This is a genomic window from Flavobacterium sp. CR10 (assembly GCF_055814415.1).
In genome coordinates this window covers 2221891-2239078 of record NZ_CP185985.1, presented here as the reverse complement: position 1 = coordinate 2239078, position 17188 = coordinate 2221891, and the positions used below count along the sequence as shown (strand labels likewise).

11 protein-coding genes, 2 tRNA genes and 1 rRNA gene are annotated in these 17188 nt (G+C 36.2%); 9 read left to right on the top strand and 5 right to left on the bottom strand.

The annotated features are described in order from the left end of the window. Positions 1–78: 78 nt before the first annotated feature. The 4 genes from ACNRYB_RS10030 to ACNRYB_RS10015 all read right to left on the bottom strand — a co-directional run bounded on the left by ACNRYB_RS10030 (position 79) and on the right by ACNRYB_RS10015 (position 3919). Positions 79–152, bottom strand: a tRNA-Ala gene (locus ACNRYB_RS10030). 91 nt (positions 153–243) lie between these two features. Further along, a tRNA-Ile gene (locus ACNRYB_RS10025) sits at positions 244–317 on the bottom strand. A gap of 129 nt (positions 318–446) precedes the next feature. Further along, positions 447–1960: ribosomal RNA gene (locus ACNRYB_RS10020) — 16S ribosomal RNA — on the bottom strand. A 954-nt stretch (positions 1961–2914) separates the two neighbouring features. After that, the gene (locus ACNRYB_RS10015) at positions 2915–3919 is read right to left on the bottom strand and encodes an LLM class flavin-dependent oxidoreductase (RefSeq protein ID WP_473729966.1); all 1005 of its coding nucleotides are present in this window, start codon (positions 3917–3919) and stop codon (positions 2915–2917) included. A gap of 174 nt (positions 3920–4093) precedes the next feature. On the opposite strand from ACNRYB_RS10015, the gene ACNRYB_RS10010 reads away from it, so the two are divergent. The 4 genes from ACNRYB_RS10010 (at position 4094) to ACNRYB_RS09995 (ending at position 9361) form a co-directional block, all read left to right on the top strand. Beyond that, positions 4094–4609: a DUF2975 domain-containing protein gene (locus tag ACNRYB_RS10010; RefSeq protein ID WP_473729965.1), complete on the top strand. Its 516-nt coding sequence runs from the start codon at positions 4094–4096 to the stop codon at positions 4607–4609. Between the two features lie 2 nt (positions 4610–4611). Then, the gene (locus ACNRYB_RS10005; RefSeq protein WP_008466864.1) at positions 4612–4818 is read left to right on the top strand and encodes a helix-turn-helix domain-containing protein; all 207 of its coding nucleotides are present in this window, start codon (positions 4612–4614) and stop codon (positions 4816–4818) included. A 117-nt stretch (positions 4819–4935) separates the two neighbouring features. Beyond that, entirely contained in the window at positions 4936–5820 is an 885-nt protein-coding gene (locus tag ACNRYB_RS10000; RefSeq protein WP_473729964.1) for an ABC transporter ATP-binding protein, read from the top strand. Between the two features lie 4 nt (positions 5821–5824). Next, positions 5825–9361, top strand: coding sequence for an ABC transporter permease/M1 family aminopeptidase (locus ACNRYB_RS09995; protein ID WP_473729963.1), 3537 nt, complete (start codon positions 5825–5827; stop codon positions 9359–9361). Positions 9362–9479: 118 nt separating this feature from the next. Here the strand turns inward: ACNRYB_RS09995 and ACNRYB_RS09990 are convergent, their stop codons facing one another. Beyond that, the gene (locus tag ACNRYB_RS09990) at positions 9480–10691 is read right to left on the bottom strand and encodes a polysaccharide deacetylase family protein (protein ID WP_473729962.1); all 1212 of its coding nucleotides are present in this window, start codon (positions 10689–10691) and stop codon (positions 9480–9482) included. Positions 10692–10856: 165 nt separating this feature from the next. Here ACNRYB_RS09990 and ACNRYB_RS09985 point away from each other — a divergent pair, with 165 nt between their 5' ends. The 5 genes from ACNRYB_RS09985 (at position 10857) to kdpB (ending at position 17101) form a co-directional block, all read left to right on the top strand. Further along, the gene (locus tag ACNRYB_RS09985; RefSeq protein ID WP_473729961.1) at positions 10857–12203 is read left to right on the top strand and encodes a sigma-54-dependent transcriptional regulator; all 1347 of its coding nucleotides are present in this window, start codon (positions 10857–10859) and stop codon (positions 12201–12203) included. A gap of 268 nt (positions 12204–12471) precedes the next feature. Continuing rightward, the gene (locus ACNRYB_RS09980; RefSeq protein WP_132989583.1) at positions 12472–12753 is read left to right on the top strand and encodes a DUF7674 family protein; all 282 of its coding nucleotides are present in this window, start codon (positions 12472–12474) and stop codon (positions 12751–12753) included. Between the two features lie 161 nt (positions 12754–12914). Beyond that, positions 12915–12992 (top strand): K(+)-transporting ATPase subunit F, encoded by a 78-nt coding sequence (gene kdpF, locus ACNRYB_RS09975; RefSeq protein ID WP_073099479.1) that lies wholly within the window; start codon positions 12915–12917, stop codon positions 12990–12992. A gap of 134 nt (positions 12993–13126) precedes the next feature. After that, on the top strand, positions 13127–14848 hold the full coding sequence (gene kdpA, locus ACNRYB_RS09970; RefSeq protein ID WP_473729960.1) for a potassium-transporting ATPase subunit KdpA: 1722 nt from the start codon (positions 13127–13129) through the stop codon (positions 14846–14848). 195 nt (positions 14849–15043) lie between these two features. Continuing rightward, a complete protein-coding gene (kdpB, locus tag ACNRYB_RS09965) occupies positions 15044–17101 on the top strand; it encodes a potassium-transporting ATPase subunit KdpB (protein ID WP_473729959.1) in 2058 nt (685 codons plus the stop codon). Positions 17102–17188 lie beyond the last annotated feature (87 nt).

Below are 17188 nucleotides of genomic sequence, written 5' to 3'. Positions count from 1 at the left end.
AACGCTTTCTACTTTCTTATTATTTTCTTATCCCAATATGTCAATGAACTTTTACCTACCGTTTTTACGGCAGCTTCGTGGAGAATAACGGAGTCGAACCGTTGACCTCCTGCGTGCAAGGCAGGCGCTCTAGCCAGCTGAGCTAATCCCCCAAATCTAATGATGAATTGTGAATTATGAATTATGAATTAAGATTCATAACGCTTCAACTCTAGAATTTCCTTCTCTTCAAGCTTTAAAAAGTAGTCCCGGGCAGACTCGAACTGCCGACCCCTACATTATCAGTGTAGTACTCTAACCAGCTGAGCTACGAGACTCTGTTTTTTTTTACTTAAAAGTTTATTTCTTTAAATTAACAGCAAGAGTAATGCAATTTCACGATCCAAAACCTAAAACAGGCATCTTATTTCCCAAGCGTGCCTTCCGGCTAACACTTTGGGCTCTAGAAAGGAGGTGTTCCAGCCGCACCTTCCGGTACGGCTACCTTGTTACGACTTAGCCCTAGTTACCAGTTTTACCCTAGGCAGCTCCTTGCGGTCACCGACTTCAGGCACCCCCAGCTTCCATGGCTTGACGGGCGGTGTGTACAAGGCCCGGGAACGTATTCACCGGATCATGGCTGATATCCGATTACTAGCGATTCCAGCTTCACGGAGTCGAGTTGCAGACTCCGATCCGAACTGTGACCGGCTTTATAGATTCGCTCCCCCTCGCGGGGTGGCTGCTCTCTGTACCGGCCATTGTAGCACGTGTGTAGCCCAAGGCGTAAGGGCCGTGATGATTTGACGTCATCCCCACCTTCCTCACAGTTTGCACTGGCAGTCTTGTTAGAGTTCCCGACACTACTCGCTGGCAACTAACAACAGGGGTTGCGCTCGTTATAGGACTTAACCTGACACCTCACGGCACGAGCTGACGACAACCATGCAGCACCTTGTAAACTGTCTTGCGAAAGATCTGTTTCCAAATCGGTCAGTCTGCATTTAAGCCTTGGTAAGGTTCCTCGCGTATCATCGAATTAAACCACATGCTCCACCGCTTGTGCGGGCCCCCGTCAATTCCTTTGAGTTTCAAACTTGCGTTCGTACTCCCCAGGTGGGATACTTATCACTTTCGCTTAGCCACTGAAGTTGCCCCCAACAGCTAGTATCCATCGTTTACGGCGTGGACTACCAGGGTATCTAATCCTGTTCGCTACCCACGCTTTCGTCCATCAGCGTCAATCCATTGGTAGCAACCTGCCTTCGCAATTGGTATTCCATGTAATCTCTAAGCATTTCACCGCTACACTACATATTCTAGTTGCTTCCCAATAATTCAAGTCCTGCAGTATCAATGGCCGTTCCACCGTTGAGCGATGGGCTTTCACCACTGACTTACAAGACCGCCTACAGACCCTTTAAACCCAATGATTCCGGATAACGCTTGGATCCTCCGTATTACCGCGGCTGCTGGCACGGAGTTAGCCGATCCTTATTCTTACGGTACCGTCAGGCTCCTACACGTAGGAGTGTTTCTTCCCGTACAAAAGCAGTTTACAATCCATAGGACCGTCATCCTGCACGCGGCATGGCTGGTTCAGGCTTGCGCCCATTGACCAATATTCCTCACTGCTGCCTCCCGTAGGAGTCTGGTCCGTGTCTCAGTACCAGTGTGGGGGATCTCCCTCTCAGGACCCCTACCCATCGTTGCCTTGGTAAGCCGTTACCTTACCAACAAGCTAATGGGACGCATGCTCATCTTCCACCGTTGTGACTTTAATAACCGAACCATGCGGTCCGGTTATGCTATGAGGTATTAATCCAAATTTCTCTGGGCTATCCCTCTGTGGAAGGCAGATTGCATACGCGTTACGCACCCGTGCGCCGGTCTCAAATTCCGAAGAACTCTACCCCTCGACTTGCATGTGTTAAGCCTGCCGCTAGCGTTCATCCTGAGCCAGGATCAAACTCTTCATCGTATATTTTAATAATGTATATGCGACGCCTTGCTATCGGTTCTTTTAAAAATCTTTCGATTCCATTACTCTTATTCTATTTTGTTTTGAAATCTCTTTCAAAACGGCTGTCAATTCAATATGTCTACGAACGTGTCTTTTTCTTTTTCCGCTTGTGTTTCAAAGCGGGTGCAAAACTAAAACTTCTTTCTGTTTCTCGCAAGAAAAACTTGAAAAATTTTTGAAGCTTTCTTATCGCCTCATCTTTTCCGTTTTTCTTCCAATCCTTCAATGAGCTTCCGTGTTTTGCGGGGTGCAAATGTAAAAAGCTTTTTCTTTTCCCGCAAGCTTTTTTCAATCTTTTTTTCGAAAATCTCTTTCCTTAAAATGTGATCAGACTGCCGGAATGTCTAAGAGCGCTTTTCGCCGTTGCGGGTGCAAAAGTAGTGCCTTTTTCCGCTTTTCCAACACTTTTCCCAGACTTTTTTCAATCTTTTTTCCCGCCAATCCATAACCTTCTCATAACAAGGAGTTTACATTTCTGATATTTTTCACAGAACGTAAGGCTTTTCTTCGTTACCCCCGGAATCGGGCTGTTTTGCCGCAAAGGCGCTAGGGCGCGAAGCCTGTTTTTTCCGCTTTTCGGCCCCTAAAGACGCCAAGCTTTACAAAAAATCTTCATCTGAAAACCCAACCCCTAGCCCCGATAGGAGCGGAAATCCTTTTGGGGCCGGGGTTCGGCCCCAAAAGATTGAAGCGCATAGCGGGAAAAAGCTCCTAAAAAAAACCTAATTTCAAAAACTACCCTTATATATGTCGAGCATAAGACGCACTGCAGTGCATCTCTACGGAAAAACGGGAATTTGATTGCAAACATACCTATACAAATAAACCCGACAGGTTTTGAAAACCTGTCGGGTTGTAACCGAGATTTACTCTTATATATATAAGTATAACTTATAAACTATATTATATGTACTATTCATTCAAAGCGTCTATTACGTCTTTGGTGATTTGAATGCTTTTTAGTTTTGCTTGGTGATCGAAGATTGGACTTGTCACCATTAGCTCGTCGATTCGGGCATAGTCAACAAACTTTTTCAAATCGGTTACTAGCTGTTCTTTGTTTCCTGTGAAGGTTCCTGCTGTCATTTGATTTACATGGAAACGTTCTGCTTCATTCATGATATCGTCTAGCGATAAAACTGGAGGTTGCAATCCTTTACGATCATTTCTAATTAGATTTAGGAACATTTGATACAAACTTGTCGATAGCAATTCTGCTTCTTCATTTGTATCGGCGGCAATGATATTTACACATGCCATTGTTTTCGGCTTGTCTAAATATTCTGATGGCTGGAAATTTTCTCTGTAAAATTCAAACGCTTGGATCATTAATTTTGGCGCAAAGTGTCCAGCAAAAGCATAAGGCAATCCGTACGCTGCTGCCAGAGCTGCGCTATCCATACTTGACCCTAAAATCCAGATTGGGACATTTAGCCCTTCGGCTGGAAATGCTCGAACTTTTCCTGTGGCGTTTTCGCTTGAAAAATATTCCTGAAGCTTGCTTACATTTTGCGGAAAACGTTGTGCTTGCTCAAAAAAGTCTTTTCGAATGGCTTCGGCTGTTGGCTGATCTGTTCCCGGCGCTCTTCCTAAACCTAAATCGATTCGGTTTGGATAAAGAGTTTCTAAAGTTCCAAATTGTTCTGCCACTACTAAAGGAGAATGATTTGGAAGCATGATTCCGCCAGAGCCTACGCGGATATTTTCGGTTTGACTTGCTACATAACCAATTAAAACCACAGTTGCAGTACTTGCAACGTGTGCCATATTATGGTGTTCTGCGAGCCAGATTCTCTTGTACCCTAATCTATCGGCTAATTGCGCTATGTCTTTTGTTTTTTGGAATGTTTCTGTTGCGTTACTATCTTGGGTGATAATTGCAAGCTCTAATATTGAGACTGAAATTGGTTTTTTCATATAATTTAAGGCTAAAATGCAAAATTAAGCCATTTATGCGAATGCCTTTTGTTTTCTAATGTTAATAGAATTATAATATTCTCAATTCTTTCCAAATAACTATTTTTTAATAATTAATTATTGTTTTACAATAATTAATTATACATTTGCAATATCAATTTAATTTTTCATTGTATGAAGACTACTCACATTGTTTCTAGAATATTGTTTTATTTTACCCGATTCTTGGCTGTAGTTTATTTTTTCTTGGCCGCTTACTCGGTTTTTACTTTAGTTACAGGGTTATTTCTAACATTTAAAGATAACGGAAAGTATTTTCAGGTTTGTTATCCGTTTACTACGCATCCTGTAATGTTGGGCGATTACAATCTGCCGTATATTCTCTTTGATTTTTTGGCTCCGCTAAGTCTTTACGGACTTTTCTTTTTACTGAGTAGTAATGTCTTTAAGATTTTCTTTCAGCCAAAATTATTTACTCAAAATGGAGTTTTGCACTTAAAACGCTTTTATTTATCCAATTTATTCATTCCGAGTATTGTTATATTTTTTGCTTTCTTCTTTGTTCCTTTAGATAATGAAGTGGCACTTTTTATCATATTGCACGGAATGCTTGGCGCTTTTGCTTATATTTTAGCTGCCATTTTTAAACAAGGTTTAAACCTTCAAAACGAACAAGACTTATTTATATAGCTATGCCAATAATTGTAAATGTTGATGTAATGCTTGCCAAACGCAAGATGCAGAGTAAAGAATTGGCAGAGAAATTAGATATAACACCTGCTAATTTATCTATTCTAAAAACTGGAAAAGCAAAAGGTATTCGATTTGATACTCTCGAAGCTATTTGCAAAATCCTAGACTGCCAGCCTGGTGATATTTTAGAATATGTAAGCGAGTAGTTTTCTTTTAAATCAAATTTTCTGAACCTAAAAATCGGCTTTTTGAGGCCGACAGGACTCTTATTGCCTAGAAATTTCAAATCATCATTTATATCATCATCAAAAATCAATCAAAAAATGAACAGTTTATCAATCAAAAATCTCAGCAAAACGTATGAGAACGGCACACAAGCGATTGACCATTTATCCCTTGAAATTTCAAACGGAATGTTTGGCTTGCTTGGACCAAATGGCGCCGGAAAATCGACTTTAATGCGAACCATTGCAGCTTTGCAGGAACCCACTTCGGGAATTATCGAGTTTAACGGAATTAATATTCTCGAAAATCCAATGTTTATCAGAGAAAATCTAGGATATCTTCCTCAGGAATTTGGTGTTTATCCTAAAATTTCTGCTTATCGTCTACTCGATCATTTGGCCATTTTGAAAGGAATTATTAATAAAAAGGAACGACACGATCAGATTTTGTATTTGCTGCAGCAAACCAATTTATTACAGCATAAAGACAAAGCGGTTCATTCTTTCTCTGGTGGAATGCGTCAGCGTTTTGGAATTGCTCAGGCTTTACTGGGAAATCCGAAGATTATTATTGTGGATGAGCCAACAGCTGGATTGGATCCGGAAGAAAGAAACCGATTTAATAATCTGCTGAGCGAAATTGGAGAAAGCATTATTGTGGTTTTATCTACTCATATTGTAGAAGACGTTCGTGACTTGTGTCCAAAAATGGCTATTATCTCTAACGGGAAATTGATTCTCGAAGGAAAACCTAATGAGACAATCGAAACTTTAAAAGGTAAAATCTGGACGAAGGCAATTCAGAAATCGGAATTAGAAGATCATAAATTGAACTTCAATATTATTTCTTCTCATTTAAATTCAGGAAAAATTAATATTCATGTTTTCTCAGAATATCAGCCAGATTCTGGTTTTGAATTGATTTCGCCAGATTTAAGTGATGTTTATTTCAGTGTTTTAGGTCAAAATCAATTTAAAAATTAGAGTTATGCTTTCTAAATTAATTCAATTTGAATGGCATAACAATACCAGAAACTGGACATTTTATGCCACATTTATTATTTATTTGGTTTTAGGATTTTTTGTGAGCGCTTTTGCGAATTTCTCTTTTTCGGGTGCTTACAAAAATAGTCCGTATGTGCTTACGTATGCGATTGGTTTGATTTCGCTGATGACGATATTTTCGATTACGCTTCAGGCAGCGCAAAGTTTTTTAAGAGAATACGAATCCAAGTTCGATTCTATTATCTTTTCTTCTCCTGTTTCGAAGTTTCATTATTTGGGAAGCAAATTTATTACGGCTTTTAGTATTGCTGTAGTTTCATTTGGAATGTTTATCCTCGGAATGATTATTGGGCATCAAATGTCTTGGCTTTCTGAAAGTGAAATTGGTCCTTTTAAAATTCTCAATTATCTCTGGCCTTATTTGGTAATTGTGATTCCAAATATTTTTCTGTGTCTTTCGATATTGACAGCTTTGGCTTGGCTTACGAGAAGTAAACTTTTTATTTATGTCGGCGGTTTATTAATCTACATATTATATATAGCGGGTTCGATTTTTTCTAATTCGCCTTTATTTGCAAATGCTTCTCCGTCTTCCGCGAAAGCGATGTCTTTGGCAGCAAAAATAGATCCGTTTGGTTTGGCTGCTTTTTTGGAACAAACGAGATATTGGACATCAATTGAAAAAAACACCCAACTGATTTCACTTTCGGGCAACTTTTTATTCAATCGAATCTTGTGGATTAACGTTTCATTACTTCTGATTTTTGTTTCATATAAATTGTTTTCATTCCGAAAATCAAAAACTAAAAAGGTAAAATTGGGTAAAGACAACACAAAAGAAACAAAAACATATTCTGTCACAATTCCAAAACAGCAATCTAAAACCTCAAAACATAATTGGGCTGTTTTTAAAAGCAATTTGAAAATGGATATTTATTTGGTTCTAAAAGGGATTCCATTTTTACTGATTGTAATTTTACTTTCAGGATTATTAATGATTGAGATTTCAGATGAAATTGACGGTGGAATCAGATTGGCAGAAAAAATTACCGATACGGCTTTGATGATTTCTACCATAATGGATCGCCTTCCGTTTATCCTGACTTTAATTCTCTTATTTTACAGCAATGAATTAGTAAATCGAAGTGAGAATTCGAGATTTGAAATGCTGGAAAATACTGCACCTTATTCTCAGTTTACCGTTTTAATGGCAAAATTAACGGCGCTTTTTATTATTCCGTTACTCCTCATTAGTATCAGTATTTTGATTGGATGCGGATTTCAGATTATCAATTCAAATGCTCCAATCGAAATTGGTCTTTATCTTTCTTTGTTCTATTATCTCGGATTTCCGTTGTTGTTGATTTCGATTTTAATAATTGCGATTCAGACTTTCGTCAAAAACAAATATTTAGGATTGGCCGTTTCTGCCTTTATCTGTATTTTATTTTGTACCGGAATTGGCGAACAGCTGGGAATTTCGCATCCATTATTCCGATTTGGAGATTCTTTCAAAAGAGAATATTTTGATTTAAATGGCTTTGGAGCTTATACTTTTCCGTTTCATATTAAGATGTTTTACAATCTGGGTTTGGCTTTAGTACTTTTGACTTTGACTGGAATTTTATGGAAACGTAATGCTTCAATTGTAAAAACCTTTCGCAGAAATTCATTTAATAGTGTTCAAAAAGCGATTTTGGGTTTCGGAACTCTTCTTTTTATTGGTTTTGGAAGTTATCTTTTTTATAAAACGAATATTGAATATCCGTATTTAACTGAAGAAGATCAGAATAATTGGAGCGAACAATACGAGCGCCAGTTTAAAAAATATACTAATCTGGTACAGCCAACGATTATTGCTGTAAAAAGCAAAATAGATTTATTTCCTGAGGAAAATCGTTATGAAGTAAAAGGAACTTACGAATTAATCAATAATGCAAAAAAACCTATTGATAGTTTACTCCTATATATAGATCAAAATTCGAAACTTGTTTCTGTTGAAATTCCGAATGCTAAAAACTTAGACGACGTTTCCGCATTTCATCATTATTGGTATCGATTGGAAAAGCCTTTGTTACCTCAACAGAAAATGAAAATGAGTTTTTGTTTTGAATCTTCGTGGTCGCCTTTTAAAGGGCATACTGCTTTTAATTCTATAATTGAAAATGGATCTTTTATGCGAATAAGCCGTTATTTTCCGCTTTTCGGTTATCAGGATTCTAATGAAATCAGCAGTAAAAAAGAACGTACGAAAAGACATTTGAAACCTCAGACTCCGTTGAAAAAATTGGAAGAGAAATCAAATGCTGCAAATGATTTTATTGGTTACGATGCTATTGTTTCGACTTCTGGAAATCAAACTGCAATTGGAGTTGGGAATTTAATTGGAAACTGGAAAAAAGACAATCGCAATTATTTTCATTATCAATCAAACGGAAAAATTCCGTTCCGATTTGCTTTTTCGTCAGCCGAATATCAAATTCAAAAAACGAATTACAAAGGCATTTCAATTGAAGTTTATTATGATAAAAGGCATTCTAGAAATGTCTCAAAATTAATTCAAGATGTAAAAAACACTTTAGATTATTGCCAAAACAATTTTGGAAAATATCCTTACAAAACTATTCGTTATGCGGAAGTTTCTGCTTTCGCGGATGGATTTGCGGCGACTTCATATCCGTCAACGGTTTTTATGAAAGAGAATTTTGGGTTTTACAGCAACCTCAACAACAAGGATAAAGAAGATGTTATCAATCAATTGACGGCTCATGAATTGTCGCATGAATGGTGGGGAAATTCGCAAATAAGTCCGGAACAAAAAGAAGGAAGCTGGATTTTGACTGAAACTTTAGCCCAATACACCGAATTGATGTTATATGAAAAAGAACATGGTTTGGAAAAAGCGCTCGAAACTTTAAAAATTCATCTCGATTTGTATTTGAGCAGCCGCAGTTATGAACCCGAAACTCCTTTATATAAAACCAATTACGAAACGCCGCATTTACCTTATGATAAAGGAATGCTGGTTATGCATCAGCTTCGGGTTTTAATTGGGGAAGAAAAAGTAAATCTGGCTTTACGAAATTTTCTAAATCATTCGAAATACCCAAATCCGATTCCTGATGCTGAAAGTTTATTAAAGGAAATTTATGCTGTCGCTGATTCTAAACTACATCCTAAATTGAATGAAATGTTTAAGCAGATTATTACGTATTCTTCTAAAATAAATTCGGTTGAAAGTCATAAAAAAAATGACTTTTACGAAGTTTCTTTTAAAGCGGTTTCTGAGAAATTCAGAGAAAATGCGACTGGAAAACGTACACCAATACTAAATGATTCTACAATCGATATTGGAATTTATGATGAAAATGGTAAGCTTTTCCGTTATCCTTTCGCTGTAAAAAACAATAAACTTGAAGATAAAATCAAACTGAAAACAAAACCTCAGCGAATTGTAATTGATCCGTATTTAATGAATATCGATACTTTTATAAAGGACAACGAAAAAGAGATCGATTAAGTTTTTTTGCCACAGATTTAAAGGATTAAAATGATTATTTATTTGAGATAAATCTTTGCGATAATTTTTAGCGCAAACAAAAAAATCATTTTAATCCTTTAAATCTGTGGCTAAACTTTTATTTCAATTGAATCAAAATCTGTTTATGAGTTGTTTTTCCATCATCTTGTATGTTCAAATCTTTTGGTGATTCGATTTCAAATTTGGATGGAGTTTCTATATTTAATGAAATGTCTTTGTGGCGAAACGTTTCCGGAATTTCTGGAAGTATAATTGCTACTTCTACTTCTTTTTTGTTTTGTTTGTATTCAATTTTAATTCTGTCTCTTAACCAAATATATTCGTAAACTTCCTGCCACGGCGCCATCCAGATAGAATCGTTTCCTTTTATACCATATTTATCGGCAAGCGTTGTCATATAATATTTGAAATCCGGAAAACGTAAACTTAAATTCCAAAGATTTGTATTTCCTGTTCCGTGGGTAAATTCGTTAAACCAAACAGGTTCTGGCTGTTTTACAATCGAATCTATGGCTTTTAAATAACGATCCATTGTTTTAAAACTGGTTGTGTCTTTTGAACTCAATACAAAAGTTCTGGCCGAAATCATTTTATCCAAATTTACTTTCGAATTCACTTTATAAACCGGACCAGTACCATAATAAGAAGCTACAGAAAAATGTCCATTATTAAGAGCTTCTTTTTCATATTCCAAATAATACTTCTCATCTCCTTCTCCACCCGGAACTACAAAATGAGACATTGTAAAATCTAAATTTTGTTTAATTGAAGTTGTATTTTCTGTTACTTCTGTTTTATAATTCGTTCCGTGTTTAGTAGCATGATGAAAACTATGATTCAAAATATCCCATCCTGCATTGTACATTTCTTTGATTTCAGACCATGAAAGATGTCCACGGTTTTCAGGTAAATCACGAATAGATCCGCCATTGATTGCTAAAGCGAGTTTAAACGGAATTTTATTCCCGAATCCGTCCGAATAAAAAAGTCCTTTTGAAGTGGTTCCGTCTCCGCCCTGATCAATTTTCCATTCGTTTTTATCAGGATTACTGATTTTTCCGCCATTTAACAATGGAAAAGCAGTTAAATATGCCGAACGATATCCATCATCAAGTGTAAAACTATAAGCAAAATGTTTGTTGAATTTTAATGGCGACGTTTTTATTTCGACTTTGTTTTCTGATTTCAGTTTAATTTTAAAGGAAATAGTTTTCGTTTTTGAAGAATCTTTTTGAATAATTCCATTTGAAAAACTATTAAAACTTCCAAAGATTACAAAAGCTATTATAAAATGAATTTGTTTTGACATAAATTTTAGTGGTTCTTTTTCGATCTAAAAGTACATTTCTTTTTGAAAAATATTTTAAATCTGATTATGTCTTAAAAAATAATTTGTTCCGAATAAAAAAAGAGAACTAATTTTAAAGCTAAATTTGTACATCAAATACCAAAATTTGATTTAGCATCTCTGCAAATGACACACAAAATTTTAATTATAGACGACGAAGAAAAACTGAGAAGTCTGCTGGCAAGAATTATAAAATCGGAAGGATTTGAAGTTTTTGAAGCCAAAGATCTAAAATCGGGTTTCAAAAAACTGGAACAAACCGAAATTGATGTTGTTTTGTGTGATGTCAAACTTCCTGACGGAAACGGGGTCGATTTTCTTCAAAACATAAAAAACAGTTTTCCTTTAACAGAAATAATTCTTCTGACTGCTTTCGGAAATATTCCGGATGGCGTTAAGGCCATGAAAAATGGTGCTTTTGATTATATTGTAAAAGGCGACGATAACGATAAAATTATTCCGCTTCTTTATAAAGCGGTAGAAAAAGTGCAATTGCAGAAAAAAGTACAACAGTTAGAAAAACGAATTAATGATAAATATTCTTTTTCGACTATCATTGGAAAGTCAAAAGGAATCGAACAAGTTATTGATCTCGCACAAAAAGTCGCAAAAACGGATTCGACTGTATTATTGACGGGCGAAACTGGAACTGGAAAAGAAGTTTTTGCTCAGGCAATTCACGAAAACAGCAATCGTTCAGGAAAATCGTTTGTGGCTTTGAACTGTAGCACTTTCACCAAAGAGATTTTAGAAAGTGAACTTTTTGGTCATAAACAAGGTGCTTTTACTGGAGCTGTAAAAGATAAAAAAGGTTTTATTGAAGAAGCAAACGGAGGAACTTTGTTTCTGGATGAAATTGGTGAAATGCCAATCGATCTTCAGGCGAAATTATTGCGTGTTTTAGAAACCAGTGAATATATTCCCGTAGGTGACACAACTCCAAAAAAATCAAATTTCAGATTAATTGCTGCTACACATCGTGATTTAAAAACAGAAAGCGACGAACATCGTTTCCGTTCTGATTTGTATTTCCGTTTGAATATTTTCGAAATCAAATTGCCATCTTTACGAGAAAGAGTTAAAGATATTCCGCTTTTGGCAAATTATTACGTTAAACAGTTTTCAGAAAAAACGAACAAAAAAGCCTTGCAGATTGGGGATGATTTTCTGCAGAAATTAGAAAATTATTCCTGGCCGGGAAATATTCGTGAACTAAAAAACGTTATCGAAAGATCTGTTATTTTGAGCAGTGGCGATATTTTAACTTCAGATGTTTTGCCTTACGAAATGCAGCATCAAGCGGAAAATAACCCGAAACCAATGTCAGCTTTCTCTATGCAGAGTGTTGAAAAACTCCATATTCAAAAGGTTTTAAATTATACGAAAGGAAATAAGGCTGAAACGGCAAGATTATTAGAAATTGGTATTGCGACTTTGTATAGAAAATTGGAAGAATATAATATCCAGCCGTAATCTCCTGCAAGGTTTTAAACCCCTTGTAGGTTTAAATATATTTTGAAATATCTAAACTTTAATACAGAATACCTACAAGGTTTTGAAAGCCTTGCAGGAACGTAACAATCTTATCATTTCAATAAAAGCTTATCATTTTGATAGGCTTTTTTTATGCCTGATTTTTGGCACAAAACTACATTTCTTTTATTTCCAACACTTTACACCTTAACTTCATTTTTCGGAACATCTTTTGGCATAAGAAGGAAAACATTAAAAAATCCTTCTCATGAAAAATCAAGTTACCTCAATCTATAAACAAGCAGAAAGGTTTGCCGAGATTACTAAAAAATCAATTATCTGCGGCAATATCGTTCGGGCTAAAAAATGTTTAGCTCTTGCTGAACGGTTATTTAATACTGGAAGCATCGAAACTAAAAACGCTATTTCTAATGTATATGTTTTCTCTGTTTCTTCTTTTATGGAAATGCGTCATTGCAATATTTCACATCTTTTTCCCCAAACACTTAAAGCAGAATATATCAAGCAGATAAATGCTTCGGGGGTATAAAGTTTAATCGGTTAACCGTTTAATTGTTTAATCGAAAAAAACTAAAATCTACAATCTTAAATCTAAAATAAATTATGATCACCATTCTTCTTCTCGCTTTAGCAATTTTACTGTTTGCGATTTGTTTTCTATCAGTTGAATTCTTTGAAAAAATCTAAATCATGACTGCACTATTTATTATTTCAATCGCCGTTTTCGTGTATTTGATTTATGTATTAATCAAACCTGAAAAATTCTAAAAATGAAAAAGTCAAATTATAAAAATAAAAATCTGCCATTACTATATGCGTGTGCAGGATGGACATTAGCCTTTATCGTTCTGATGCTATTTTTATAAGAACCCAAAAATTAAATAATTTCTAACAAATAAAATATGAACACAGAAATACTAGGTGTCATAGGTATTTTTATTCTTACCATTGTTTTAGCCATTCCGTTAGGGAAATATATTGCTAAAGTTTTCTTGGGAAACAAAACACTTCTTGACCCGATTTTCAATCCAATTGAAAAATTTATTTTTAAAATCAGCGGTATAAATCCAACTGAAGAAATGAACTGGAAACAACACTTAAAAGCACTTTTAAGCATCAATATGCTTTGGTTCTTTCTCTGCTTCTTTGTTTTGCTTTTTCAGGGCTCTTTGCCTTTAAATCCAGACAATAATCCGTCAATGACTCCCGATTTGGCTTTTAATACTGCCATTTCGTTTTTAGTGAATTGCGATTTACAGCATTATTCAGGCGAAAGCGGTGTTTCGTACTTATCACAAATGGTTTTAATGTTTCTGCAATTCGTTTCGGCTGGTGTCGGAATCGCTGCTGCGGTAATGGTTTTTACCGCTATGCGTGAAAGAACCACAGATAAACTAGGGAATTTTTACAATAATTTAATTAAAAGCTGTACTCGTATTTTACTTCCGCTTTCTGTCATTGTAGCGGCCATTTTAACATTCAGTGGAACTCCAATGACATTTGAAGGAAAAGATACTATTACCACATTACAAGGTGATCAAGTTGAAGTTTCTCGCGGACCAGCTGCAGCGTTCGTGGCAATCAAACATATCGGTACAAATGGAGGCGGATTTTTTGGAGCTAACTCAGCGCATCCGTTAGAAAATCCCACTTATTTGACTAATGCCGTTGAACTTTGGGCACAAATGATTGTACCGTTTGCAATGATTTTTGCACTTGGTTTTTTCCTTAACAAAAGGAAATTCTCTTTCATCATTTTTGGTGTCATGACCGTTGGATTTTTGCTTCTGGTAATTCCAACAATCTCTAGTGAACTCAACGGAAATCCTGCTATTGCAAAAATGGGAATTGCACAGACAACTGGAGCAATGGAAGGAAAAGAAGTACGTTTTGGCCCTGCTATTTCAGGATTTTGGAGCATTGCTACAACAGTGATTTCTACGGGTTCTGTAAATAGTATGCACGATAGCGCAATGCCAGTCTCTGGAGCTATGCAGTTATTGGCGATGATGGTCAATGCCTTTTACGGCGGATGTGGTGTTGGTTACCTCAACTTCTATATTTTCATTATTCTGGCTGTATTTATTTCTGGTTTAATGGTTGGTCGAACTCCTGAATTTTTAGGGAAGAAAATCGAAGCTCGGGAAGTAAAAATTGCTGCTTTTATTGCAATTCTTCATCCGTTATTGATTTTAGCCGGAACTGCTTTAGCTTCTTATTTTGCCGCGCATGATACCGCAATGGGATATTGGTTCAGCGGAAATGCCACAGGATGGTTAAACAATCCTGGAAATCACGGATTCTCTGAAATGTTATACGAATACACTTCGAGCGCTGCCAACAACGGTTCTGGTTTTGAAGGTTTGGGAGATAATAATCCGTTTTGGAATATCACAACTGGAATTGTTTTATTGTTGAGCCGTTTCATTCCGATTATTGGGCCTCTTGCAATTGCAGGTTTATTAGCCAATAAAAAATATATTCCTGAAAGTGCGGGAACTTTAAAAACTGACACCTCAATTTTTGGAATAATGATTTTTGCTGTGATTGCCATTATTGCTGCTTTATCTTTCTTCCCAGCTTTGGCTTTAGGTCCATTGGCAGAATTCTTTACTTTAAAATAACAACTCATTTTTCAATGCTGAAAATATTTTAAACACATAGAAAACATAGTTTTTTCTTTACTAAAAAAGAATACCAAAAAGAAACTAGTTTCTAACACATAGCTATGTGTATTAATGCAAGTGAAACGTCTTTATCTCAAAGTAAAATCTATGTTTCTATTGTTTAGAAAAAAGTCAACCAAATAATATAAAAAAATGACAACTAATAAATCCACATCATTATTTGAAAGCAAACAGGTAAAAGAAGCTTTATTGCAGTCTTTTGTGAAGCTGAATCCAAAAATGATGGTAAAAAATCCGGTAATGTTTACCGTAGAAATCGGAACTGCCATTATGTTTGCCGTTTGCGTTTCGATCTTAATGGGCGCAAACGATCAGGGAAGTTTTGTTTACAATTTCATTGTTTTTCTAATCTTATTTACAACGCTTTTGTTTGCTAATTTCGCTGAAGCGATTGCCGAAGCCCGAGGAAAAGCACAAGCTGACAGTTTAAGAAAAACTCGAGAAGAAACTCCGGCAAGACAAATTCTGCCTAACGGAGAAATAAAAAATGTAAGTTCTTCGACATTAAAAAAAGATGATATTTTCATTTGTGAAGCAGGCGATTTAATTGCTGCTGATGGAGAAATAATTGAAGGCTTGGCTACAATCGACGAAAGTGCCATTACGGGAGAAAGTGCTCCAGTAATTCGTGAAGCCGGCGGAGATAAATCTTCGGTAACTGGAGGGACAAAAGTATTGTCTGATAAAATTAAAGTAAAAGTAACTTCTGAACCTGGCGAAAGCTTTTTGGACAAAATGATTGCCTTGGTTGAAGGTGCGAGCCGTCAGAAAACACCAAACGAAATTGCTTTGACAATTTTATTAGCGGCTTTTACCTTAATCTTCGTGATTGTTTGTGTTACGCTAAAACCGTTTGCCGATTATGCCAACGCTCCTATTACAATCGCTGCTTTTATTGCTTTGTTTGTGTGTTTAATTCCAACAACAATTGGAGGTTTACTTTCTGCGATTGGTATTGCCGGAATGGACAGAGCTTTACGTGCCAACGTAATTACAAAATCTGGTAAAGCTGTTGAAACTGCTGGCGATATTGATGTTTTGCTTTTGGATAAAACCGGAACAATCACAATTGGAAACAGAAAAGCAACCAATTTTTACCCAACAAAAGGAATTTCTTTTGATGATTTCGTTAAATCAGCAGTTTTGAGTTCGCTTGCCGATGATACACCTGAAGGAAAAAGTATTCTCGAGTTAAGTGAAATGATTGATGTGAAAAGTGAAACGAAAGCCTCGTTTTTACAAACTACTTCTGACATCGCGCACACTATCAAGTTTACTGCCGAAACCAGAACTTCTGGAGTAGTATTAAAAGACGGAACTAATATTAGAAAAGGTGCACAAGATGCTGCAAGGAATATTGCTCAACAAGCTGGAAATTCTTTTCCAGAAGATACAGCACAACAAGTAATTTCAATTTCGTCTAATGGAGGAACGCCTTTAGTAGTAATCAAAAACAACGAAATTCAAGGTGTAATCGAATTACAGGATATTATCAAAACCGGAATGAAAGAACGTTTTGAACGCTTACGCCGAATGGGAATCAAAACGGTTATGGTTACGGGTGATAATCCGCTTACAGCTAAGTTTATTGCTGAAAAGGCTGGTGTTGATGATTTTATCGCTGAAGCAAAACCTGAGGATAAAATGAACTATATCCGAAAAGAACAAGCTGAAGGAAGATTGGTTGCGATGATGGGAGACGGAACAAACGACGCTCCTGCCCTTGCGCAAGCAAATGTTGGAGTTGCCATGAACAGCGGAACTCAAGCTGCAAAAGAAGCTGGAAATATGGTCGATCTTGACAATGACCCAACCAAGTTAATTGAGATTGTTGAAATTGGAAAACAGCTTTTAATGACTAGAGGAACTTTGACTACTTTCTCAATAGCCAATGACGTTGCAAAATATTTTGCCATTGTTCCTGCGCTGTTTATTACTGCGATTCCTGCGCTTCAAGGTTTAAATATTATGCATCTCCACAGTCCAGAAAGTGCTATTTTATCGGCTGTGATTTTCAATGCGATTATCATTCCGATTTTGATTCCGCTTGCATTGAAAGGTGTTGAATACCGTCCGATTGGGGCAAGTGCCATTTTAAAACGCAATCTTTTGATTTATGGTTTAGGCGGATTGATTGTTCCGTTTATCGGTATAAAAATAATTGATTTAGTTGTTGCGCTATTTATGTAAATAGAAGTTACTAAGACACTAAGCTACTAAGATTCTAAGTTTTTTTTCTTAGCAGCTTAGAAACTTAGCAACTCAGAATCTTAAAAA